Genomic DNA, 18,184 nt, shown 5'->3' with positions numbered 1-18,184 from the left:
CGATGGCGCTGCCACGGGTGCAGGGCACCGGATCCGACACGCCCGCCGATTCCGGTGGCTTCCAGGCGGCGGCGGTGGCCTCGGTCATCACCGCGCGCTTTCCCAGCCTGCGCGACAAGCGGGTGATCGTTACCGGCGGAGCGACCGGGATCGGCGAGGGCATCGTCGAGGCGTTCGCGCTGCAGGGCGCGCAGGTAGGCTTCGTCGACATTCTCGCAGCCCCCTCGCACGACCTCGTCGCGCGGCTGGCGCACGCGCCGCACGCGCCCCGCTTCTGCGAGCAGGACGTGGCGCAGGCGAGCAGCCTGACTGCGGCGATCGGCGACCTGATCGCGCAGCTCGGCGGCTGCGACGTGCTGGTCAACAATGCCGCGAGCGACGACCGCCACGCGCTCGACGCGGTCACCCCGAGCTACTGGGACGAGCGCCTTGCGGTGAACCTCAAGCACAAGTTCTTCGCCTCGCAGGCGGCCTGGCCGGCGATGAAGGCGAACGGCGGCGGGGTGATCCTCAACCTCGGCTCGATCTCGTGGCACCTCGGGCTGGAGGACCTGGCGCTCTACCAGGTCGCCAAGGCCGGGGTCGAAGGGCTGACCCGCAGCCTCGCGCGCGAACTCGGGCCGTACAACATCCGCGTCAACACGATCATCCCGGGCAACGTCCAGACCGAGCGCCAGATGCGCTGGTACACCCCCGACGGCGAGGCGCAGATCGTGGCCGCGCAATGCCTGAAGGGACGCTTGCAGCCCGCCGACATCGCCGCCATGGCGCTGTTCCTGGCTTCGGACGAGGCCCGCTTCTGCACCGGGCACGAATATTGGGTGGACGGAGGCTGGCGGTGACCGGACCGGCGGTGCGGCAGGTGGCGGAGCAGGTTCTCGCCGCGGGCTGCACGCTCGGCGAGGGGCCGGTCTGGGACCGTGCGCGCGCGTGCCTGTGGTTCACCGACATCAAGCGGCCCGCGATCCACGCGTTCGAGCCGGCGAGCGGGCGGCACCGGACCTTCGCGGTGCACGACCAGGTCAACTGGGTGCTGCCGGCACGCAACGGCCTGCTGCTCGCCGGGCTGCGCGACGGGCTGCACCTGTTCGATCCCGCGCTCGGCCGTTGCACGCCGCTTGCGAGGGTTCCCGGCGAGCCTGCCGGCAATCGCCTCAACGACGCCTGCGTCGACAGCCGCGGGCGCGTCTACTTCGGCTCGATGGACGATGGCGAGAGCGCCGCGAGCGGCCGCTTCTATCGCGCCCACGGCGCCGCGATAGGCCCCCACGGGCCCGATGCGATCTGCATCACCAACGGTCCGGCGGTCGCGCCCGACGATCTGCGGATCTACTTCACCGATACGCTGGGCAAGGCGATCCTCGTGGCCGATCTCGCCGCGGACGGGTCGGTCGGCCCGCTGCGGCTCTTCGCCGACGTCGCGCGCGATTTTCCCGAGGCCTATCCCGACGGTCCGGTGTGCGACGCCGAAGGCTGCGTATGGACCGGCCTGTGGAACGGATGGGCCGTCGCGCGCTATTCGCCGCATGGCGAGCTGCTCGAAACGGTCGCGCTGCCGGTCGCCAACGTGACCAAGCTCGCCTTCGGCGGGCCGGACCTGACCCGCGCCTACGTCACGACCGCGCGCAAGGGGCTCGACGCGGCGGCGCTCGCCGCACAGCCGATGGCGGGCGACCTCTTCGCGTTCGATGCGAAGGTGCCGGGCGTGGCGCCGGCGCTGGCGGAGGTCGGCGCGTGAAGCTTGCCGCGCTCCTGGCAGGCGTGGCGGCGCTGGCGCTGCCGGGGCTCGCGGCTGCCACGCCGGCGCTCGAACTGGGCGCGGTCTGGAGCGACCATGCGGTGATCCAGCGCGACCGGCCGATCGTGGTCGAAGGCCGCGCCGCGCCGGGCGCGAGCGTCGAGGGCGTGCTCGGCAGCGAGCAGGCGCGCACGAAGGCGGACCGCGAGGGCCATTTCGCGCTGCGCTTCGCGGCGCGGGCCGCTTCGGCGCAGGGCGTTGCGCTGACGGTGACGAGCGCAGGCGCGCGCGCGCAGGCGTCCGACCTGCTGGTCGGCGATGTCTGGCTGTGCTCGGGCCAGTCGAACATGGAGTTTCCGCTGGCGCGCGCGCTCAACGGCGCGATCGAGGTCGCGCGCTCGGGCGATCCTGCCCTGCGGCTGCTGCAGGTGCCCAAGGCGCTGTCGTATCTGCCCGAGCGCCAGTTCGCCAGGCCGACCGCGTGGGCGCTGGCGAGCGCGGAGAGCAGCGCCGAGTTTTCCGCCGCCTGCTATTTCATGGCGCGCGCGCTGCGCAAGGCGCGCGGCGTGCCGGTGGGCGCGATCCATGCGAGCTGGGGCGGCTCGAAAGTGACGCCCTGGCTCGATCCGCAGGCGGGCGCGGCGATCGCGGGGCCGGCCGACATGGCGCTGCTCGCCCTGTTCGCGCGCGACCGGCGCGCGGCAGTGACCCAGTTCGCGCCGCGCTGGCAGGCCTGGTACGGCGCGGGCGCCGGCGGCGCGACGCCGTGGGACAGGCCCGATGCGCTCGACTGGCAGGCGGTGCCGGCAATGACCGGCTGGCGCGCCTGGCAGGGCACGCCGCTCGCGGCCAAGGCCACCGGGACGGTGTGGCTGCGACGGCAGGTCACGCTGACCGAGGCGCAGGCGAGGGCGGGCGCGACGCTGGCGCTGGGCGTGCTCGACGACATGGACATGACCTTCGTCAACGGCCACGCGGTGGGCAACACCTTCGGCTGGGACGAGGAGCGCGCCTACCCGGTGCCGCCCGAATGGCTCCGTGCCGGGGTCAACGAGGTGATGGTCGCGGTGACCAACACGTTCGACAACGGCGGCTTTGCCAGCCCCGCCGACCACCTCGCCTGGCAGGTCACGGGCGGGGAGCGGCTGCCGCTGGGCGAAGGCTGGCGCTATGCCATCGCGCCGATCGCGAGCTACCCGCCGCGCGCGCCGTGGGACGCCAATGCCGGCGTCGGGCTGATGCACAACCGCATGATCGCGCCATTGGGCACGTTCGCGCTCGAGGGCGTCGCCTGGTACCAGGGCGAAAGCGACGTCGACACCGCCGACTACCGCCGGCGGATGGAGGCGCTGATCGCCGGATGGCGCGCGCGCTTCGGGCAGGGGCTGAAAGTCGGGATCGTGCAACTGGCGAACTACGGCGAGCCTTCGGACAAGCCGGTCGCTTCGGGCTGGGCGTGGATGCGCGACGTGCAGCGCCAGGTCGCGGCGGCGCAGCCGGGCGGCGTGCTGGTGAGCGCGATCGACGCGGGCGAGCGGACCGACATCCATCCCGCCAACAAGCTGCTGATCGGCGAGCGGCTGGCGCTGGGCGCGCAGGGCAAGGCGCTGCCGATGCCGCTCGAGGCCCGCCGCGACGGCAACGACGCGGTGCGCGTGCGCTTCAGCGGGATCGAAGGCGGGTTGCACGCCTGGAGCGGCGCCGCGCCGCTCGGCTTCGAGCTGTGCGATGCGGGCGGGGCGTGCCGCTTTGCCACCGCGCGGATCGAGGGCGATGCGGTGGTGCTCGATCCTGCGGGCACGGCGGTGCAGGTTCGCTATGCCTGGCAGGACAGCCCGGTGGTGAACCTGTTCGATGGACGCGCGCTGCCGGTGCCGGGCTTCGCGCTGGCGATCAGCGCGCCTTGACCCCTTGCGCGGCGGGCGCTGCGTCGGATTCGCGGCGGATCAGCTCGTAGTCGAGCGTGACGAGCGGGGGCCGGGTCTCGTCCTCGCTGCGGTCGGCGCGGATTTCCTGCGCCAGCAGCTCGAGGCCGGTCTCGGCCATGCGGCGGATCGGCTGGCGGATGGTGGTGATCTCGGGCCAGATCGTCGAGGCGAGCGCGGTGTCGTCGAAGCCGCAGACGGTGAGATCGCGCGGGACTTCGAGATCGTTGCGATGCGCCGCGGCGACGCAGCCGGCGGCCATGTCGTCGTTCGAGGCGAAGATCGCGGTCGGACGCGCCTCGAGCGCAAGCAGCGCCATCGCCGCGTCGAGCCCCGAGCGGTAGGTGAACTGCCCCTGCGCGATCAGCGCGGGATCGACCGCATGGCCCGCCTCGGCCATGGCGTCGCGGAAACCGGCGAGCCGCAGCGCGCTCGCCGACTGCTGCGGGTTGCCGATGATGAAGCCGACGCGGACGTGGCCGAGCGAGAGGATGTGCCGCGTCATGTCGTAGGCGGCCTGGTAGTCGTCGATCATCACCACGCCGTGGTGCGCCTCGGCCTGGCCCGGGCCGATCAGCACCGCGTGCGCGCCGACGCGGCGCAGGCGGGTGAGCAGCGCGGTATCGTCGCACAGCGGCGGCGGCAGCAGGAAGCCGTCGATCGCGGTCTCCAGCAGCTTGGCGATGGTCCGCGCCTGGTCGCGCTCGGGATCGAAGCTTTCGACCATGAGGTGCGCATCGAGCCGCGTCGCGGCGTCCATGCAGCCGATCAGCAGCTCGCTGAGATAGGCCGCCGAAGGGTTCGAATAGAGCAGCGCGATGCGCAGTTGCGAAGCGCCGGCGAGGCTGCGCGCGGCGCGGTTGGGCGCATAGTTGAGCGTGCGGATCGCCGCCTCGACGGCAAGCCGGGTCTCCTCGCGCACGCCGGCGCCGCCATTGATCACGCGGCTGACCGTCATCGGCGAGCACTCGGCAAGGCGGGCGACGTCGCTCACGGTGGGGCGACCGGACTGTCGGCGACGCGATCGGGCTTCGGACATAAGGCAGGGGCTCCCGTTCCGCGTTCCTGACCGCACCGCGAGTGCTTGGCAACGCTGTTTGTAAATAAGCGGCGGCGCGGCGCAATTGAGGCTTGCGCGAAATCCGCGCGGCGATACAAAGGTAGCGCTATCATAAACGGCGCCGGCTTGTGCTTCACCGGCAAGTCGGCAGCATTCGGGCCAGGCCGCAAGACGGCAGGCCGACGATGGGGGAGAGGACAGGATGGCTGCAGCGCAGCAGGATAGGGTCAACATGGCGCTGGTCGCCGCGATCGTGGCGGTGGCGACGATCGGCGGGCTGCTGTTCGGATACGACAGCGGCGCGGTGAACGGGACGCAGGCCGGGCTCAAGGCAGCCTTCGCGCTCGACGACAATGGCCTCGGCTTCACCGTGGGTTCGCTGCTGATGGGATGCGCCGCGGGCGCCTTCCTTGCCGGGCGCATGGCCGACCGCTTCGGCCGCAAGCGGATCATGGTGCTCGCCGCCGTGCTGTTCCTGGTCGGCGCGCTGGTGCAGGGCACGACCGGCAACCACGCGCTGTTCGTGGTGTTCCGCTTCCTCGGCGGCATGGCGGTGGGCGCGGCGAGCGTCCTTTCGCCCGCCTACATCTCCGAAGTCGCGCCCGCCGAGGTGCGCGGGCGGCTGACGAGCGTGCAGCAGGTGATGATCATCACCGGCCTGACGCTCGCCTTCGTGGTCAACTACGTGCTGGCGCAGGAAGCCGGGGATTCGCTCGGCCTGCTCGCCGGAACGCCGGCCTGGCGCTGGATGTACCTTGCGCAGGCGGTGCCGGCGGTGGTGTTCCTCGTCGCGCTGCAGTTCATTCCCGAAAGCCCGCGCTACCTCGTCTCGAGCGGGCGCGAGGAGCAGGCGCGCGCCGTGCTTGCCCGCCTGTTCGGCGAGGCGGCCGCCGCGCGCAAGGTCGACGAGATCCGCGCCTCGTTCGCGAGCGACCACCGGCCGCGCCTTGCCGACGTGCTGGCGCCGGGCACCGTGCTGCGCCCGGTGGTCTGGGCGGGCCTGATCATCGCGGTGTTCCAGCAGTTCGTCGGGATCAACGTGATCTTCTACTACGGCGAGACGCTGTGGAAGCTGGCCGGCGTGTCGGAAAAGGCGGCGCTAGAGCGCAACATCATTTCCGGGCTCGTCTCGATCGCGGCGATCTTCGTGACGATGGCGCTGGTCGACCGGATCGGCCGCAAGCCGCTGCTGCTGATCGGCTCGGCGGGCATGGCGCTCTCGCTCGGCGCGATGAGCTGGGCCTTCTCGCAAGGGACGCTCGATGCGGCGGGCGCGCTGCAGATGGACCAGCAGCTCGGCCTGATCGCGGTGATCGCGGCGAACATCTACGTGGTGTTCTTCAACATGAGCTGGGGCCCGATCATGTGGATCATGCTGGGCGAGATGTTCCCCAACCAGCTGCGCGGCTCGGCGCTGGCGGTCTGTGGCCTCGCCCAGTGGGGCGCGAACTACGCCGTTGTGCAGAGCTTCCCGGCGATGGCGAGCGGCCTCGGCTTGGCCGAGACCTACGTCCTCTACACTGTGAGCGCCTTCGTCAGCTTCTGGCTGGTGCGCTCGTTCCTGCCCGAGACCAGGGGCAAGGAGCTCGAGCAGATGGAAGGCTGGGGCGGGCATTGAGCACGCGCGGGAGAGCACTCGACATGAAGACCCTCAAGCATGCGCTGCTCGCCACCCTGGCGGTCCTCGCGACCCCGGCGGCGGCGCAGCAGCCCGCCGTCACCGTCGCGATCGACACCGCGCGCCCCGGACCGGTGATCGACCGCAACGTGTTCGGCCAGTTCGCCGAGCACCTCGGCACCGGGATCTACGGCGGGGTCTGGGTCGGCAAGGATTCGCCCATCCCCAACGTGCGCGGCATCCGCAGCGACGTGGTGACCGCGCTCAAGGCGCTCAAGGTGCCCAACGTGCGCTGGCCGGGCGGGTGCTTTGCCGACGAGTACCACTGGCGCGACGGCATCGGCCCGGTCGAGAAGCGGCGGGTGCAGGTCAACAGCAACTGGGGCGGCGTGCCCGAATCCAATGCCTTCGGCACGCACGAATTCATGGACTTCGCCGAGCAGATCGGCGCGGACGCCTATGTCTCGGTCAACATCGGTTCGGGCACGGCGGCCGAAGCGGCGCAGTGGATCGAATACATCACCGCCGAGAAGGACACCTCGCTGGCGAAAGAGCGCGCGGCCAACGGCCACCCGGCGCCATGGAAGGTGCCGATCCTCGGCCTCGGCAACGAGAACTGGGGTTGCGGCGGGGCGATGAGCGCCGACCACTACGTCGAGGAGATGAAGCGCTTTTCGAACTTCACCCGCAACTTCAATCCGGCGCAGCGCGAAAAGGACAAGATGAAGCGCATCGCGGTCGGCTGGGACGGCGACAAGCTCGACTATACCGAGCAGGTGATGAAGGCGTGGAGCACCCACGTCTATTCGTGGGACATCGAAGGCGTCTCGCTGCACAACTACACCACCGGCGGCTGGCCGCCGCACCTGCCCGCGACGGGCTTCGGCAACGACGAATACGCGATCGTGATCGGCGAGACGCTGAAGATGGACAGCCTGCTCGCCAGGCAGAGCGCGATCATGGACAAGTACGACCCCGAGAAGAAGCTGCTGATCGCGGTGGACGAATGGGGCGCGTGGCTTTCGCCCACGCCGGGAAGCAATCCGGGCTTCCTGCAGCAGCAGAACTCGATGCGCGACGGCATTCTTGCAGCGCTCAACCTCAACATCTTCGCGCGCCATGCCGACCGGGTGAAGATCGCCAACATCGCGCAGATGATCAACGTTTTGCAGGCAATGATCCTGACCGATGGCGGCAAGATGGTGCTGACGCCGACCTACCACGTGTTCAGGATGTACGTGCCGTTCCAGGACGCGCAGGTTGCGCCGGTGCGTTTCGACGCCGGCGAGCTGGCGGTGGGCGAGCGCAAGCTGCCGCGCGTCGATGCCATCGCGGCGAAGGACAAGAGCGGACAGGTCTGGGTCTCGCTGGTCAACGTCGATCCCGACGCGGGCACGAGCGTGACGATCCCCGGCTTCCGCAGCGCGAGCGGCGATGTCCTGACCGCGCCCAGGGTCGACAGCGTGAACACCTTTGACGCGCCTTCGCTCGTCGCGCCCAGGGCGATCAGCGGCAAGGCGTCCGCGAGCGGCGTGACGATCGCCCTGCCGCCGCGATCGGTGACGGTGGTGAAAGTATCGAAGTGATCTGACGATGTGCCCTGCGGCGGCCTTCCCTCCTCCTCCTTCGTGAGGCCGCCGCAACTCAACTGAAAGGCCCGGAAGGCGTCGCGCTTTCCGGGCCGATTTTTTTGCGGGGGTGAGGCGGCGGGAGGGAACCGGGGCATTGGGGCAGGTATGAGGTGATGGGGGTTTTGGTGGGAAGCGGACTTTGCCATTTGCAGGCTTCCTTACGCGCCTCCGTCATCCCGGGCTTGACCCGGGATCCCGCTTCTGGCGGCCAGCGGGGTGCTCGGAAAATTAGCGGGACCCCGGGTCAAGCCCGGGGTGACGGATATCTCGTTTGTCGGGGTAAGTCTGGTTCGGGCGGAAGCTGTCGTTCCTCTTCCGGGTTTCCGACTAAATCCTTACCCCTGAGGGGGAGAAAGCGCCGGTCCTGTGCTTTTCATGCCGCCTACCGATCGAGCGCGGCTTCGGCCCAGTCGACGGCCACGGTCTGCATCTCCGGGCGGTTGCCTTGCGCGACGAGTTCGATGATCCTGGCGCCCTTTACCGGTGCGGCGATGGGGACCGGGGCGTCGCCGGGTTTGCGCCAGTCGGTCTGTTGCAGGAGCTTGCCGTCGGCATAGACGGCGAAGCGGACGCGGGCGGTGGAATCCGCAGCCGAATCGTCGATGCCGGCGAGCGCGGTGAACGTGGCGAAGCCGGCGTTGCGCACTTCGAGGCGGGAATTGGCGAGGGTGCCGATGGCGCTGACGTAGGGCTTGCCGGCGAGTTTCGGGGTCTGCGCGAAGGGCGTTGCGTCGGCGCGGGCGCCGCCCCAGCCGCCGTAGATCGGGTGCTCGCCATCGGCCCTGGTCGAGCGCCACGGGAGCAGGCCGCGGTGGATCATCGGATCGGGCATCGGGTGGACGACGCCGTCGACCGCCGGGTTCACGTTGGCGGGCTGTTCGGAAAGGTAGAGCCCACCCGGGTGCGTGCGCGCGCCGCTCGCCTTGAACAGCAGGGTCTGGTGGCGCTCGAGGTGGACGGGCATCTCGTCGGTGAAGGACCTGGTGCCGCCGTCCCACAGGTCGGTGAGGGTGACCGGCTGGTCGGCGCGGACCTTGAGATGCGCCGCGATGAGCTTGACGTCGACCGGGCTGCCGCTGCGGTTGAACAGCGCGACCGCCTTGGTCCCGTCGGCCAGCGTCTTGACGAAGATCTGCACGGTGTCGCCATCGTAGGCGAGCACCGCCTGGTTGGCCGCAGCATCCTGGTTGAGCGCGATGACCTGCGCGTTGCCGAGCACGCCCATCATCGCGGGCGAGGCCTTGCGCAAGTCGAAGCCGATGATCAGCGGCGCGTTGAGCATGGCCCAGAGCGTCATGTGCGAGCGCGCTTCGACGAGGTGCGCATCGTCGAATTCGCCGCTGCCGACGAACAGCATGTCGGGATCGTTCCAGCTGTTCGGCTTGGCATAGAGCTCGCGCCGCGAGGCGGAATCGAGGTTGTGCAGCATGCGCTCCCAGTTGGGCGAGATATCCTCGCTGGTGCGCGAGAGGTTGCCGATCGTGCGCGCCCACGAGCGGACGTCGGCCGAGCCCCACAGGCAGATCGACAGGACGAATTCGTTGGCAGGCTTGCTGCGCGACAGCGCGCGGCCGACCTCGTCGAACAGGGCCTTGACCGCTGGGATGTTCGTGCGCGGGATCGTATCGTAGTCGATCAGCGGGGCGAGCGCGCGCAGGCGGCCGGAGGTGACCTGCTGGCTGTCGGGCGCGAGTGCGCGGATGCCGCAGCCATCGACCTTGATGTAGTCGAAGTTCCATTCGCCGAAGTAGAGCGCGATGTCCTGGTCGATGTGGCCGTAGAGTCCGATCTCGCGTTCGGCCTGGCTGCCCGACGGCTGGCCGGGACCGGCGGGATCGCCGTAGATCTGCCCGCAGCTGTTGCGGCCGATCTCGCTGTAGATCCCGGCCTTGAGCCCCATCGCGTGGAGGCGGTCGGTGAAGGGGCGGAAGCTGGTGGCGCCGTCGGCGGTGCGGGCCGAGGGGAAATTGTCGGTGCGGATGAGCACGCGGCCGTCGCTCTGGCGGCGCCTCGCCCACCAGCCATCGTCGATGTTGACGTAGCGGTAGCCCTTGGCGGCGAGGCCCGAATCGACGATCAGCTGCGCCGAGGCGAGCACCTTGGCCTCGTCGACGTCGGTGCCGAAGGCGTTCCAGCTGTTCCAGCCCATCGGCGGCAGCGGCGCGGACCCGCGGGTGGTGACGCTCCACCGGCCGCGCGCGGCGAGGGGATCGTCGGCGGCGAGCGCGGGCGCGGCGAGCGCCGACGTGGCGAGCCATGCTGCAGCGGCAAGGCGCAGCATCAGCGGGCCGCTCCGAACGCGAGATGCTGGCTGAAGAAGGGCACGACCTGCTCCTCGAAGCGGAACGCGACGCGGCTGGTGTGGTCGCCGTCGTAGACGGTGAAGCGGTTGGCGATGCGGTAGCGGTCGAGCGCCTCGTGGAGGCGGCCGGCGTCGTCCTTCAGCCCGTCCTTGTCGCCCACGTCCATCGCGATTCCGGCATAGCGGCGCAAGTTGCCGACATACTGGTCGACGAAGGCGAGCGGCGCGTTGGCCGCCCACCTGGCGAGCACGTCGTCGCGCGGCTTGCCGTCGGCGGTCAATGGCAGATCGAGGTAGAGCGGCGGGTTCGCAGGATTCGGCGACCAGGCCGCGGCGGCGGCGAGCGCGCCGCGCTGCGCCCAGGGCAGGCTCGCCGAATCGGCCGGGCTCTTCATCGCGGCATAGGCCTGCATCGCTTCGGGCGTGACGCCGAACAGCCCGCGCGCCGACAGGCAGCACGGGCTCATCAGGTAGAGCGCGCCGAACACGTCGGCGTGCTTCATGCCGATCCGCGTCGCGCCGTAGCCGCCCATCGAATGGCCGACGAGGCCGCGGCTCTCGCGCCGGGCGAGCGTGCGGTAGTGACTGTCGACATAGGCGACGAGATCGCGGGCGATGAAGGTCTCGTAGTCGCCGGTGGTGACCGAGGAGGAATACATCGCGCCGTTGTGCACCGTCTTGCTGTCGGGGAAGACGAAGATCATCTCGCGCGCGCCGCGGGCATAGGCGTCCTCGATCACCTGGGGCACGTGGATCTCGCTCGTCCACTGCTGCGCGCCGATCGAGTAGCCATGGAGGGCGTAGACCACCGGATAGCGGCGGCCGGGCGCCTTGCCGTAGCTCGGCGGCAGCGCGACGAGCACCTCGCGATCGGCGCTGTCGCCTTCGAGAGCGCCCTCGAGCGCGGGCGAATGGACGGTGATCCGCTCGATCCTGACCGCGGCGGCGCCGGGCACCCGCGGCGGCGCGGCGGTCGCGACCTGCGCTTCGGCGGCGGCCGGGCCGAAGAGGGCGAACGTGGCGAACAGGGCGAGCGGCGCGGCGGCGCGCGCGAGCGAACGGAACAGGGCGCGGGTCTGGCGCATGGGCATCTCTCTCCGACGGGGTTGGCCGTCACGCGCCGCCCGCCGGCGGCGAAGCGCCGCGACAGGGATGCGCGATGGGCAGGGCCGGACCGGCTCGGTCATGCAGTGCCCATGCCGCCGGTCTCTATTACTCGGAGTAGATTGCGTTTTCGCTTCGCTGTCAAGCGGCTCACCCGCCGCGCAGCGCGCGCAGCACCATGGCCCGGATCTGGCCGTAGCCTGCGCCGGACAGATCGCCGAGCACGCCGCGCCGGTCTTCGGGCAGGTGCGCCAGCGGATGGCCATCGGGGCGGAACACGTAGTGGTCGAAGAAGGCGCGGAAGGCGGCGCGCTCGGCCTCGGGCCGCTCGGCGATCGTGATCATCGCCAGCAGCAGCGCGAGCAGCGGGGCGTCGGGGCCGGTCGCGGTCGCATCCCACCAGTAGTTGAGCATGAGGTTGAACGGCGCGCGCGCGGCAACTTCGTGCCACCACAGCTTGGGCAGGAACAGCGCATCGCCTGCGGCAAGCTCGACGGTGATCGCCCTTGCGCGCGCCGCGGCAAAGCGCGGGTAGGCGGAAGGATCGGCGGCGGCGGCGGCGAGGCTCACCGGCTGGCCCGCCATCGTGCGATCGATCGGCCCGACGTAGAGATCGCCGATCGCATCGGGCGGATAGAGCGTGAAGCGGCGCTCGCCGGCGAGCACGCAGGCAAGGTTCTCGTAGGCGTCGTAGTGACAGGCCGCGGTCGAGCCATTGCCGATCCACAGCCGCGGTTCGGTCCCCGCCGGCACCGCCGGCAGCGTGTTGGCCTCGGCAAATCCGGGCAGGTAGGCGGGGGCGACGAGCGAGCCGATGTAGCTTGTCGGTTGCGCGGGATCGTCGATGTGCCGCTCGATCAGCGCGAAGGCCTCGGCCAGCGAACGCTCGCTGCGGGTGAAGTTGAAGCCCGCGAGGTCGTCGGAATAGTAGTAGCGGCCGCCGATCTCGGGCGCGGCGGTGAAGACCTGCGGGCGACGGCCGACGTCGAACCCCAGCAGGTAATCGAGCGCGGCGCGGGGCGACCGGCGCGCGGCGCCTGTCGCGGGCAGATCGGCGCACAGGCCGCGGATCACCGCCGGGCGCCCGGCCGCGACCACCGTGCCGCGGAACGCCGCGGGATCGCGCAGCGCGGGATCGTCCGCCGCCAGTTCGACAAGCCCGGCGGCTTCGGCGGCCCGGCCGCCTGCTTCGGGCAAGGCCGCCACGTCAGCCCCAGGCGCCGGCAAGCCGTTCGTTGCGGCGCCGCGCGAGCACGCCGATCTGCGCCAGCGAACCGCGGATCGCGAGCGCCGCCTGGAGCCAGCCCGCTCGGAACATGCGCACCACGCCGGCATCGTCGAGCGCGGCCAGCGCATCGCCGCTGACCGTGTAGAGCCCGCCGAGCGACAGGGTCTGGCCGTCGTCGAACGACAGCGAGACGTCGACCGGCTCGATCAGCCGCTGCTCGACCAGCGCGGCGATGAACTGCTCGGTCTGTGCCGCGCTGCCCATGATCCGGCCGATCGCGCGCTGGACCGCGCGCATCTCGTCGGTCGGCCCGCCCAGACCGTCGAACAGCGCGATGCTGCCGCCCGGCGCGAAGCGCGGGTGGGCGAGGTCGACGGCGATGTTGTCGTCGGCGGCGAAGAAGCCCTGGCGCTGCACGTCGAGCGGCAGGAACGCGGCAGTGCCCTCGGCAGCGCCTTCGACGAGGACTTCGCCCGGCTGGAACCCGAACATCGCGACCAGCGCGAATCGCCCCGTTTCGGGCGACTTGGTCAGGACTACCGGGCAGCAGGCCGCGGCCTGCTCGATCTCGCCCGCGACGATCTGCACGACATGCGGATGCGGCGCCGCGATCGGGTGCATCGCCAGCATGCGATGCACCTCGCTGTTCAGGATCTCGAGTTGCTCGGCCACTTGTCCTCTCCCTGTTTCCCGCGCCTTTCGCTGGGCCTGCGCCGGCGCATGTGCACGCTACCATCGCCAGTCGCAACCGGCCTGCGTGGTTTGTGCAACAGTAACCGGTTTCCGCGAAATTAGACAGACAATTTGCTGTTGATAGCGCTACCGTCATCGGTTAGACAGGCACGGCAAGGTGACCGACAGAGCACCGGCGTGGAGAGCGATTGCCCGCAGCATGGCTGCCGGGCTGTTCCTTGCGCATATCGGTGCTTTTCATCCGCTTCCGGCTCTGCGGCCCGGGCGGATCGACGGTCCATCGCATTCCCGGACGGGGGGGTCCGTCAGAGAAAGAGGTGGAGAGGGTATGAGGACTTCATTCAATTCGCGGCTGGCGCTGGGGGCGGCAGCGAGCACCTTGGCGCTGGCGATCGCCGCGCCTGCCCTTGCGCAAGGGCCCGCCACGACCGCGAGCGCGTCGGAAGAGATCATCGTCACCGGCATCCGCGGCTCGCTCCAGCGGAACATGGACATCAAGCGCACCGCCTCGGGCGTGGTCGACGCGATCTCCGCCGAAGACATCGGCAAGTTCCCCGACGCCAACGTCGCCGACGCGATCCAGCGCCTGCCCGGCATCTCGATCCAGCGGTCGGGGGCGCGCGGCGAAGCGACCGGCGTGACCGTGCGCGGCTTCGGCGGCGACTTCAACGACACCCAGTTCGACGGCCGTCACCTGTCGACCGCATCGGGTGGCCGCGCGGTCGACTTCACCACGATCGGCTCGGACTTCGTCTCGACCATCGCGGTCTACAAGACTCCGGACGTCGAGCTTGGCAACAGCGCGATCGGTGCGACGATCAACGTCGCGCTGCCCAAGCCCTTCGACAGCAACGGCACCAAGATCGCGCTCAAGGCCTCGGGCTCGGTCCAGGATCGCAACGGCAAGGTCACGCCCTCGGGCGCAGGGCTGTTCAGCACCACCTTCGCCGACGACACGATGGGCTTCCTCGCCTATGCCGCCTATCGCCGGGTCGATACCGACGCCAACCAGGTGTTCATCCCGGGCTGGATCGGCAACTACTTCTATGCCTGCCAGGCGAACCCCGCGTGCGCGACGAGCGACTTCACGCCGGCCAACAAGAACAAGCTCGGCTGGTTCCCCCAGCAGGTCGGCGCCAACCAGATCACCACGCGTGACGAGCGCCTCGACGGCCGTCTTGCCTACCAGTGGCGTCCGAGCGACCGCGTGCTGCTGACGATCGACGGCAACTTCACCCGCCAGACGCTGCACACCGACACCTTCGGCTACGGCGCCTGGTTCAACGGCGACGACCTGCGCAACGTCAAGCAGGACGAGAACGGCACCGTCGTCGACTTCAACCAGTTCGGCACGCCGATGGACTTCAACGCGAGCCTCGCGCGGACCATCAACCAGACCTACATGGTCGGCGGCAACCTCAAGTGGAACGCCACCGACGCGCTGAGCTTCGACGTCGACGCCTCGCTGTCGCGCTCGATCCTGAACCCGGGCAACAACGGCTACGACAATGCCATGGACATCGGCTACGGCGGCACCAACGCCGATCCGAACGGTCCGTTCGTCTCGACCGGCTGCGCCTATCCCGCAGGTGCGACGGCGACCACGCCGCCGACCTCGTGCTCGACCTACTCGACGGTGCTGGGCGCCAACACCGGGGTCAAGATCGGCGGTTCGAGCGCCGACTACCTGCCCTCGATCCACGATGTCGGCCCTGCCGGCAACGTCTCGAAGTTCACCGACCGCTCGCTGATCGGCAGCCACGTGATCGCGGGCTTCCCCAACTACTACACCGACCTCGTCAAGCAGCTGAAGATCGGCGGCAAGTACGACGGCGGCGACGTGAAGGTGCGCTTCGGCGGCAGCTACCAGGAAAACAAGTTCCACCAGGAAGGGCAGAACCCCTTCGTCAACGGGACCTTCTTCCGCTACGGCGGCTACGGCGCGCCGTCGGGCCGCACCGGCGCGGTCGCGCCGCTGCCCGACAGCGTCTACCTCGGCACGATCAACACCAACGGCTTCATCCCCGGCTACAAGGGCAGCCTCGCGCCCGCGATCATCGTCTACGACCCGGTCGCGGTCTACAAGGTGCTCGAAGCCACCGGCCGCGGCACGACCGCTCCGGCGTTCGATCCCTCGAGCGTGCTCAACGTGCGCGAGCGGACGTTCTCGGGCTACCTCAGCGTGAGCTTCGACACCCAGCTCGGCGACATGCCGTTCCACGTCAACGCCGGGGTGCGCGACGAATACACCAAGCTCACCTCCGGGGCGATCGGGCGCAATCCGGTGGTGCTCGAGACGGTGCCGACCGACCCGACGCTGATCAACGTCAAGACCTATACGCCCCAGCAGATCATCACGCGGGAATCGAGCTACAACTACCTGCTGCCCTCGATCGACGTGAAGCTGGAAGTCACGCCCAAGCTGGTGCTGCGCTTCGATGCCTCGCGCACGCTGACCCGTCCGGCGCTGGGCGACCTGCGCCCGACGATCAACCTCGGCACGCTGCGCAAGGGCAGCCTCGCGGCGTCGGGCGGCAATGCCGACCTCAAGCCGTACCTCGCCGACAACCTCGATCTCGGCGCCGAATACTACTACGCGCCGAACTCGTACTTCGCGGTCAACGGCTTCATGAAGTTCATCTCGAACTTCATCGTCGGCGGCGTGAGCACCCAGACGATCAACGGCGTGCTCGATCCGTTTACCGGCCAGCCCGCGCAGTTCCAGGTGAACGGCAAGGTCAACGGTCCGGACGGCGTGGTGCGCGGCGTGGAAATCGCCTGGCAGCAGGTCTTCGGCGAAAGCGGCTTCGGCTTCACCGCCAACGCCACGCTGGTTTCCACCAACCGCAAGTTCGATCCCAAGGACATCTCGGGTTCGGCCTTCGCGATCACCGGGCTTGCCAACTCGGCCAACTTCGTCGGGTTCTACGACAAGCACGGCCTCGAAGTCCGCGTCGCCGCCAACTGGCGCGACAGCTACCTGCTCCAGCTGGGGCAGCGCCAGGGCGGCACCTTCGGCGCCGAGCCGGTCAACGTGAACAAGCAGTTCCAGATCGACGCGAGCGCCAGCTACAAGGTGACGCCGCAGTTCTCGGTGTTCGGCGAGGCGACCAACCTCAACAACTCGACCTACAGCACCTACGGACGCTGGTCGAACATGGCGCTCGACACGTATTCGTACGGTCGCCGCTTTGTCTTCGGCGCGCGGTTCAACTACTGATGTGACGTGAAGGGGAGGGTCGGCCTCGACAGGGCCGGCCCCCTCCCGCTGGTTTTTCCCGGGACGGAGCAGGACGCGGATGGTTCGGCAGGTGCGCGATGTGGTGATCGTCGGCGGGGGCACGGCGGGCTGGTTGACCGCCGCCATCATCGCCGCCCGGCACAAGGCGCGGATCCCGCACGAATTCACCGTCACGCTGGTCGAAAGCCCCAACGTGCCGATCATCGGCGTGGGCGAGGGGACCTGGCCGACCTTGCGCTCGACGCTCAAGAGCGTCGGCATCTCCGAGACCGATTTCTTCCGTGAATGCGACGCCGCGTTCAAGCAGGGCGCGCTGTTCGCCAAGTGGACCACCGGCGCCGAGGACGACGCCTATTACCATCCGCTGGTCCTGCCGCAGCGCTTCGCCCAGCTCAACCTCGCGCCGCACTGGCTTGCCGGCACGATGGCCGAGGGCGGCGACAACGGCGAGACGTTCTGCGACGCGGTCTGCCCGCAGGGACGGATCTGCGATGAAAACCTCGCCCCCAAGACGATGGCGAACGCCGAGTTCGAGGGGCAGGCGAACTACGCCTACCATCTCGACGCGGGCAAGTTCGCGCCGTTCATGCAGCGCCACTGCACCGGGAAGCTGGGGGTGCGGCACGTGCTCGCCGACATGCGCGAGGTGCGCCAGGACGAGTACGGCGACATCCGCGCGATCGTGACCGAGCAGGCGGGCGAGATCACCGGCGACCTGTTCGTCGACTGCACCGGCATGCGCAGCCTGCTGCTCGGGCAGACGCTGGGCGTGCCGTTCCGCGACTGCAACGACGTGCTGTTCTGCGACACCGCGCTGGCGATGCAGGTGCCCTATCCCGCGCCCGACGCGCCGATCGCCACGCACACCATCTCGACCGCGCAGTCGGCGGGGTGGATCTGGGACATCGGGCTGCCGACCCGGCGCGGGGTGGGCCACGTCTATTCGAGCCGGCATATCGGCCGCGAACAGGCCGAGGCGGAACTGCGCGCCTATGTCGGGCCGGCCGCCGACGGGCTGTCGGTGCGCCAGATCGACATCCGTTCGGGCCACCGCGAACTGTTCTGGAAGAACAACTGCGTCGCGGTGGGCCTTGCCGCCGGTTTCCTCGAGCCGCTCGAGGCCTCGGCGATCGTGCTGATCGAGCTGTCGGCCAAGATGATCGCCGACCAGATGCCGCCCGCGCGCGAGGTGATGGACACGATCGCGCGGCGCTTCAACGACAAGACGCTGTACCGCTGGGGCCGGATCATCGACTTCCTCAAGCTGCACTATGTGCTCAGCCAGCGTCGCGACACCGCGTTCTGGCGCGACAACATGGACCCGGCGAGCATCCCCGAGCGGCTGCAGGAGCTGATGGCGCTGTGGCGCTTCCAGCCGCCGCACCTGCACGAGGAGTTCGACCGGGTCGACGAGGTGTTCCCCTCGGCCTCCTACCAGTACGTGCTCTACGGCATGGGCTTCCGCTCGGACGTGTCGCGGCGCGCGCTCGAACCCGAGGTGCGGGAGGCGCAGCGGGCGCGGCGCGAGAACGCCGAGATTACACAGCGTATGCTGAGCGGCCTGCCGCGGCATCGCGACCTCATCAACCGCATCAGGGAATTCGGGCTCCAGCCCGTCTGACCGGGCGCGAGCCCACCGGGTCG

The 18,184-nt window shown here is 69.6% G+C and carries 12 protein-coding genes; 7 read left to right on the top strand and 5 right to left on the bottom strand.

The genetic code is table 11. The features are described 5' to 3' along the window. Positions 1 to 2: 2 nt before the first annotated feature. From K3A85_RS02995 to K3A85_RS02985, 3 genes are read left to right on the top strand one after another with little or no spacing between them, the layout of a single operon-like run. Positions 3 to 842, top strand: coding sequence for an SDR family NAD(P)-dependent oxidoreductase (locus K3A85_RS02995; RefSeq protein ID WP_225205013.1), 840 nt, complete (start codon positions 3 to 5; stop codon positions 840 to 842). Continuing rightward, the gene (locus tag K3A85_RS02990; RefSeq protein WP_404822905.1) at positions 833 to 1,738 is read left to right on the top strand and encodes an SMP-30/gluconolactonase/LRE family protein; all 906 of its coding nucleotides are present in this window, start codon (positions 833 to 835) and stop codon (positions 1,736 to 1,738) included. The genes K3A85_RS02995 and K3A85_RS02990 overlap by 10 nt, the downstream gene beginning before the upstream one ends. Continuing rightward, positions 1,735 to 3,645 carry a sialate O-acetylesterase gene (locus K3A85_RS02985; RefSeq protein WP_225205011.1) on the top strand — a complete coding sequence of 637 codons (1,911 nt, stop codon included), beginning with the start codon at positions 1,735 to 1,737 and terminating at the stop codon, positions 3,643 to 3,645. Before K3A85_RS02990 ends, K3A85_RS02985 begins: the two co-directional genes overlap by 4 nt. Here K3A85_RS02985 and K3A85_RS02980 read toward each other — a convergent pair. Then, complete coding sequence (locus K3A85_RS02980) at positions 3,632 to 4,702, bottom strand: LacI family DNA-binding transcriptional regulator (RefSeq protein ID WP_225205010.1); 1,071 nt, start codon at positions 4,700 to 4,702, stop codon at positions 3,632 to 3,634. The two genes, K3A85_RS02985 and K3A85_RS02980, sit on opposite strands and share 14 nt — an antisense overlap. A gap of 223 nt (positions 4,703 to 4,925) precedes the next feature. Between K3A85_RS02980 and K3A85_RS02975 the strand changes: the two genes are divergently transcribed. Both K3A85_RS02975 and K3A85_RS02970 read left to right on the top strand, forming a co-directional pair. Further along, positions 4,926 to 6,341 (top strand): sugar porter family MFS transporter, encoded by a 1,416-nt coding sequence (locus tag K3A85_RS02975; protein ID WP_225205009.1) that lies wholly within the window; start codon positions 4,926 to 4,928, stop codon positions 6,339 to 6,341. Between the two features lie 23 nt (positions 6,342 to 6,364). Continuing rightward, on the top strand, positions 6,365 to 7,927 hold the full coding sequence (locus K3A85_RS02970) for an alpha-N-arabinofuranosidase (protein ID WP_225205008.1): 1,563 nt from the start codon (positions 6,365 to 6,367) through the stop codon (positions 7,925 to 7,927). A 427-nt stretch (positions 7,928 to 8,354) separates the two neighbouring features. On the opposite strand, the gene K3A85_RS02965 is transcribed toward K3A85_RS02970, so the two are convergent. The 4 genes from K3A85_RS02965 to K3A85_RS02950 all read right to left on the bottom strand — a co-directional run bounded on the left by K3A85_RS02965 (position 8,355) and on the right by K3A85_RS02950 (position 13,278). Beyond that, a complete protein-coding gene (locus K3A85_RS02965) occupies positions 8,355 to 10,253 on the bottom strand; it encodes an NPCBM/NEW2 domain-containing protein (protein WP_225205007.1) in 1,899 nt (632 codons plus the stop codon). Then, positions 10,253 to 11,359 carry an alpha/beta hydrolase gene (locus K3A85_RS02960; RefSeq protein WP_225205006.1) on the bottom strand — a complete coding sequence of 369 codons (1,107 nt, stop codon included), beginning with the start codon at positions 11,357 to 11,359 and terminating at the stop codon, positions 10,253 to 10,255. Before K3A85_RS02960 ends, K3A85_RS02965 begins: the two co-directional genes overlap by 1 nt. 169 nt (positions 11,360 to 11,528) lie before the next feature. After that, positions 11,529 to 12,584 carry a cupin-like domain-containing protein gene (locus tag K3A85_RS02955; protein ID WP_225205005.1) on the bottom strand — a complete coding sequence of 352 codons (1,056 nt, stop codon included), beginning with the start codon at positions 12,582 to 12,584 and terminating at the stop codon, positions 11,529 to 11,531. A gap of 1 nt (position 12,585) precedes the next feature. Continuing rightward, complete coding sequence (locus tag K3A85_RS02950) at positions 12,586 to 13,278, bottom strand: SapC family protein (protein ID WP_225205004.1); 693 nt, start codon at positions 13,276 to 13,278, stop codon at positions 12,586 to 12,588. A 349-nt stretch (positions 13,279 to 13,627) separates the two neighbouring features. Here K3A85_RS02950 and K3A85_RS02945 point away from each other — a divergent pair, with 349 nt between their 5' ends. Then, the gene (locus K3A85_RS02945) at positions 13,628 to 16,519 is read left to right on the top strand and encodes a TonB-dependent receptor (RefSeq protein WP_225205002.1); all 2,892 of its coding nucleotides are present in this window, start codon (positions 13,628 to 13,630) and stop codon (positions 16,517 to 16,519) included. Positions 16,520 to 16,598: 79 nt separating this feature from the next. After that, complete coding sequence (locus K3A85_RS02940; RefSeq protein WP_225205001.1) at positions 16,599 to 18,161, top strand: tryptophan halogenase family protein; 1,563 nt, start codon at positions 16,599 to 16,601, stop codon at positions 18,159 to 18,161. The last annotated feature ends 23 nt before the right edge of the window (positions 18,162 to 18,184 follow it).

This window comes from Novosphingobium huizhouense (assembly GCF_020179475.1).
GTDB classification, from domain to species: domain Bacteria; phylum Pseudomonadota; class Alphaproteobacteria; order Sphingomonadales; family Sphingomonadaceae; genus Novosphingobium; species Novosphingobium huizhouense.
This window is presented reverse-complemented; position numbering and strand designations above follow the sequence as displayed.

What these genes read in the sequence shown, in the direction of transcription:
- K3A85_RS02945 (WP_225205002.1), top strand. Translation starts at nt 13,628, where the DNA reads ATGAGGACTTCATTCAATTCGCGGCTGGCGCTGGGGGCGGCAGCGAGC.
- K3A85_RS02980 (WP_225205010.1), bottom strand. Translation starts at nt 4,702, where the DNA reads ATGTCCGAAGCCCGATCGCGTCGCCGACAGTCCGGTCGCCCCACCGTG.
- K3A85_RS02975 (WP_225205009.1), top strand. Translation starts at nt 4,926, where the DNA reads ATGGCTGCAGCGCAGCAGGATAGGGTCAACATGGCGCTGGTCGCCGCG.
- K3A85_RS02965 (WP_225205007.1), bottom strand. Translation starts at nt 10,253, where the DNA reads ATGCTGCGCCTTGCCGCTGCAGCATGGCTCGCCACGTCGGCGCTCGCC.
- K3A85_RS02960 (WP_225205006.1), bottom strand. Translation starts at nt 11,359, where the DNA reads ATGCGCCAGACCCGCGCCCTGTTCCGTTCGCTCGCGCGCGCCGCCGCG.
- K3A85_RS02995 (WP_225205013.1), top strand. Translation starts at nt 3, where the DNA reads ATGGCGCTGCCACGGGTGCAGGGCACCGGATCCGACACGCCCGCCGAT.
- K3A85_RS02970 (WP_225205008.1), top strand. Translation starts at nt 6,365, where the DNA reads ATGAAGACCCTCAAGCATGCGCTGCTCGCCACCCTGGCGGTCCTCGCG.
- K3A85_RS02940 (WP_225205001.1), top strand. Translation starts at nt 16,599, where the DNA reads ATGGTTCGGCAGGTGCGCGATGTGGTGATCGTCGGCGGGGGCACGGCG.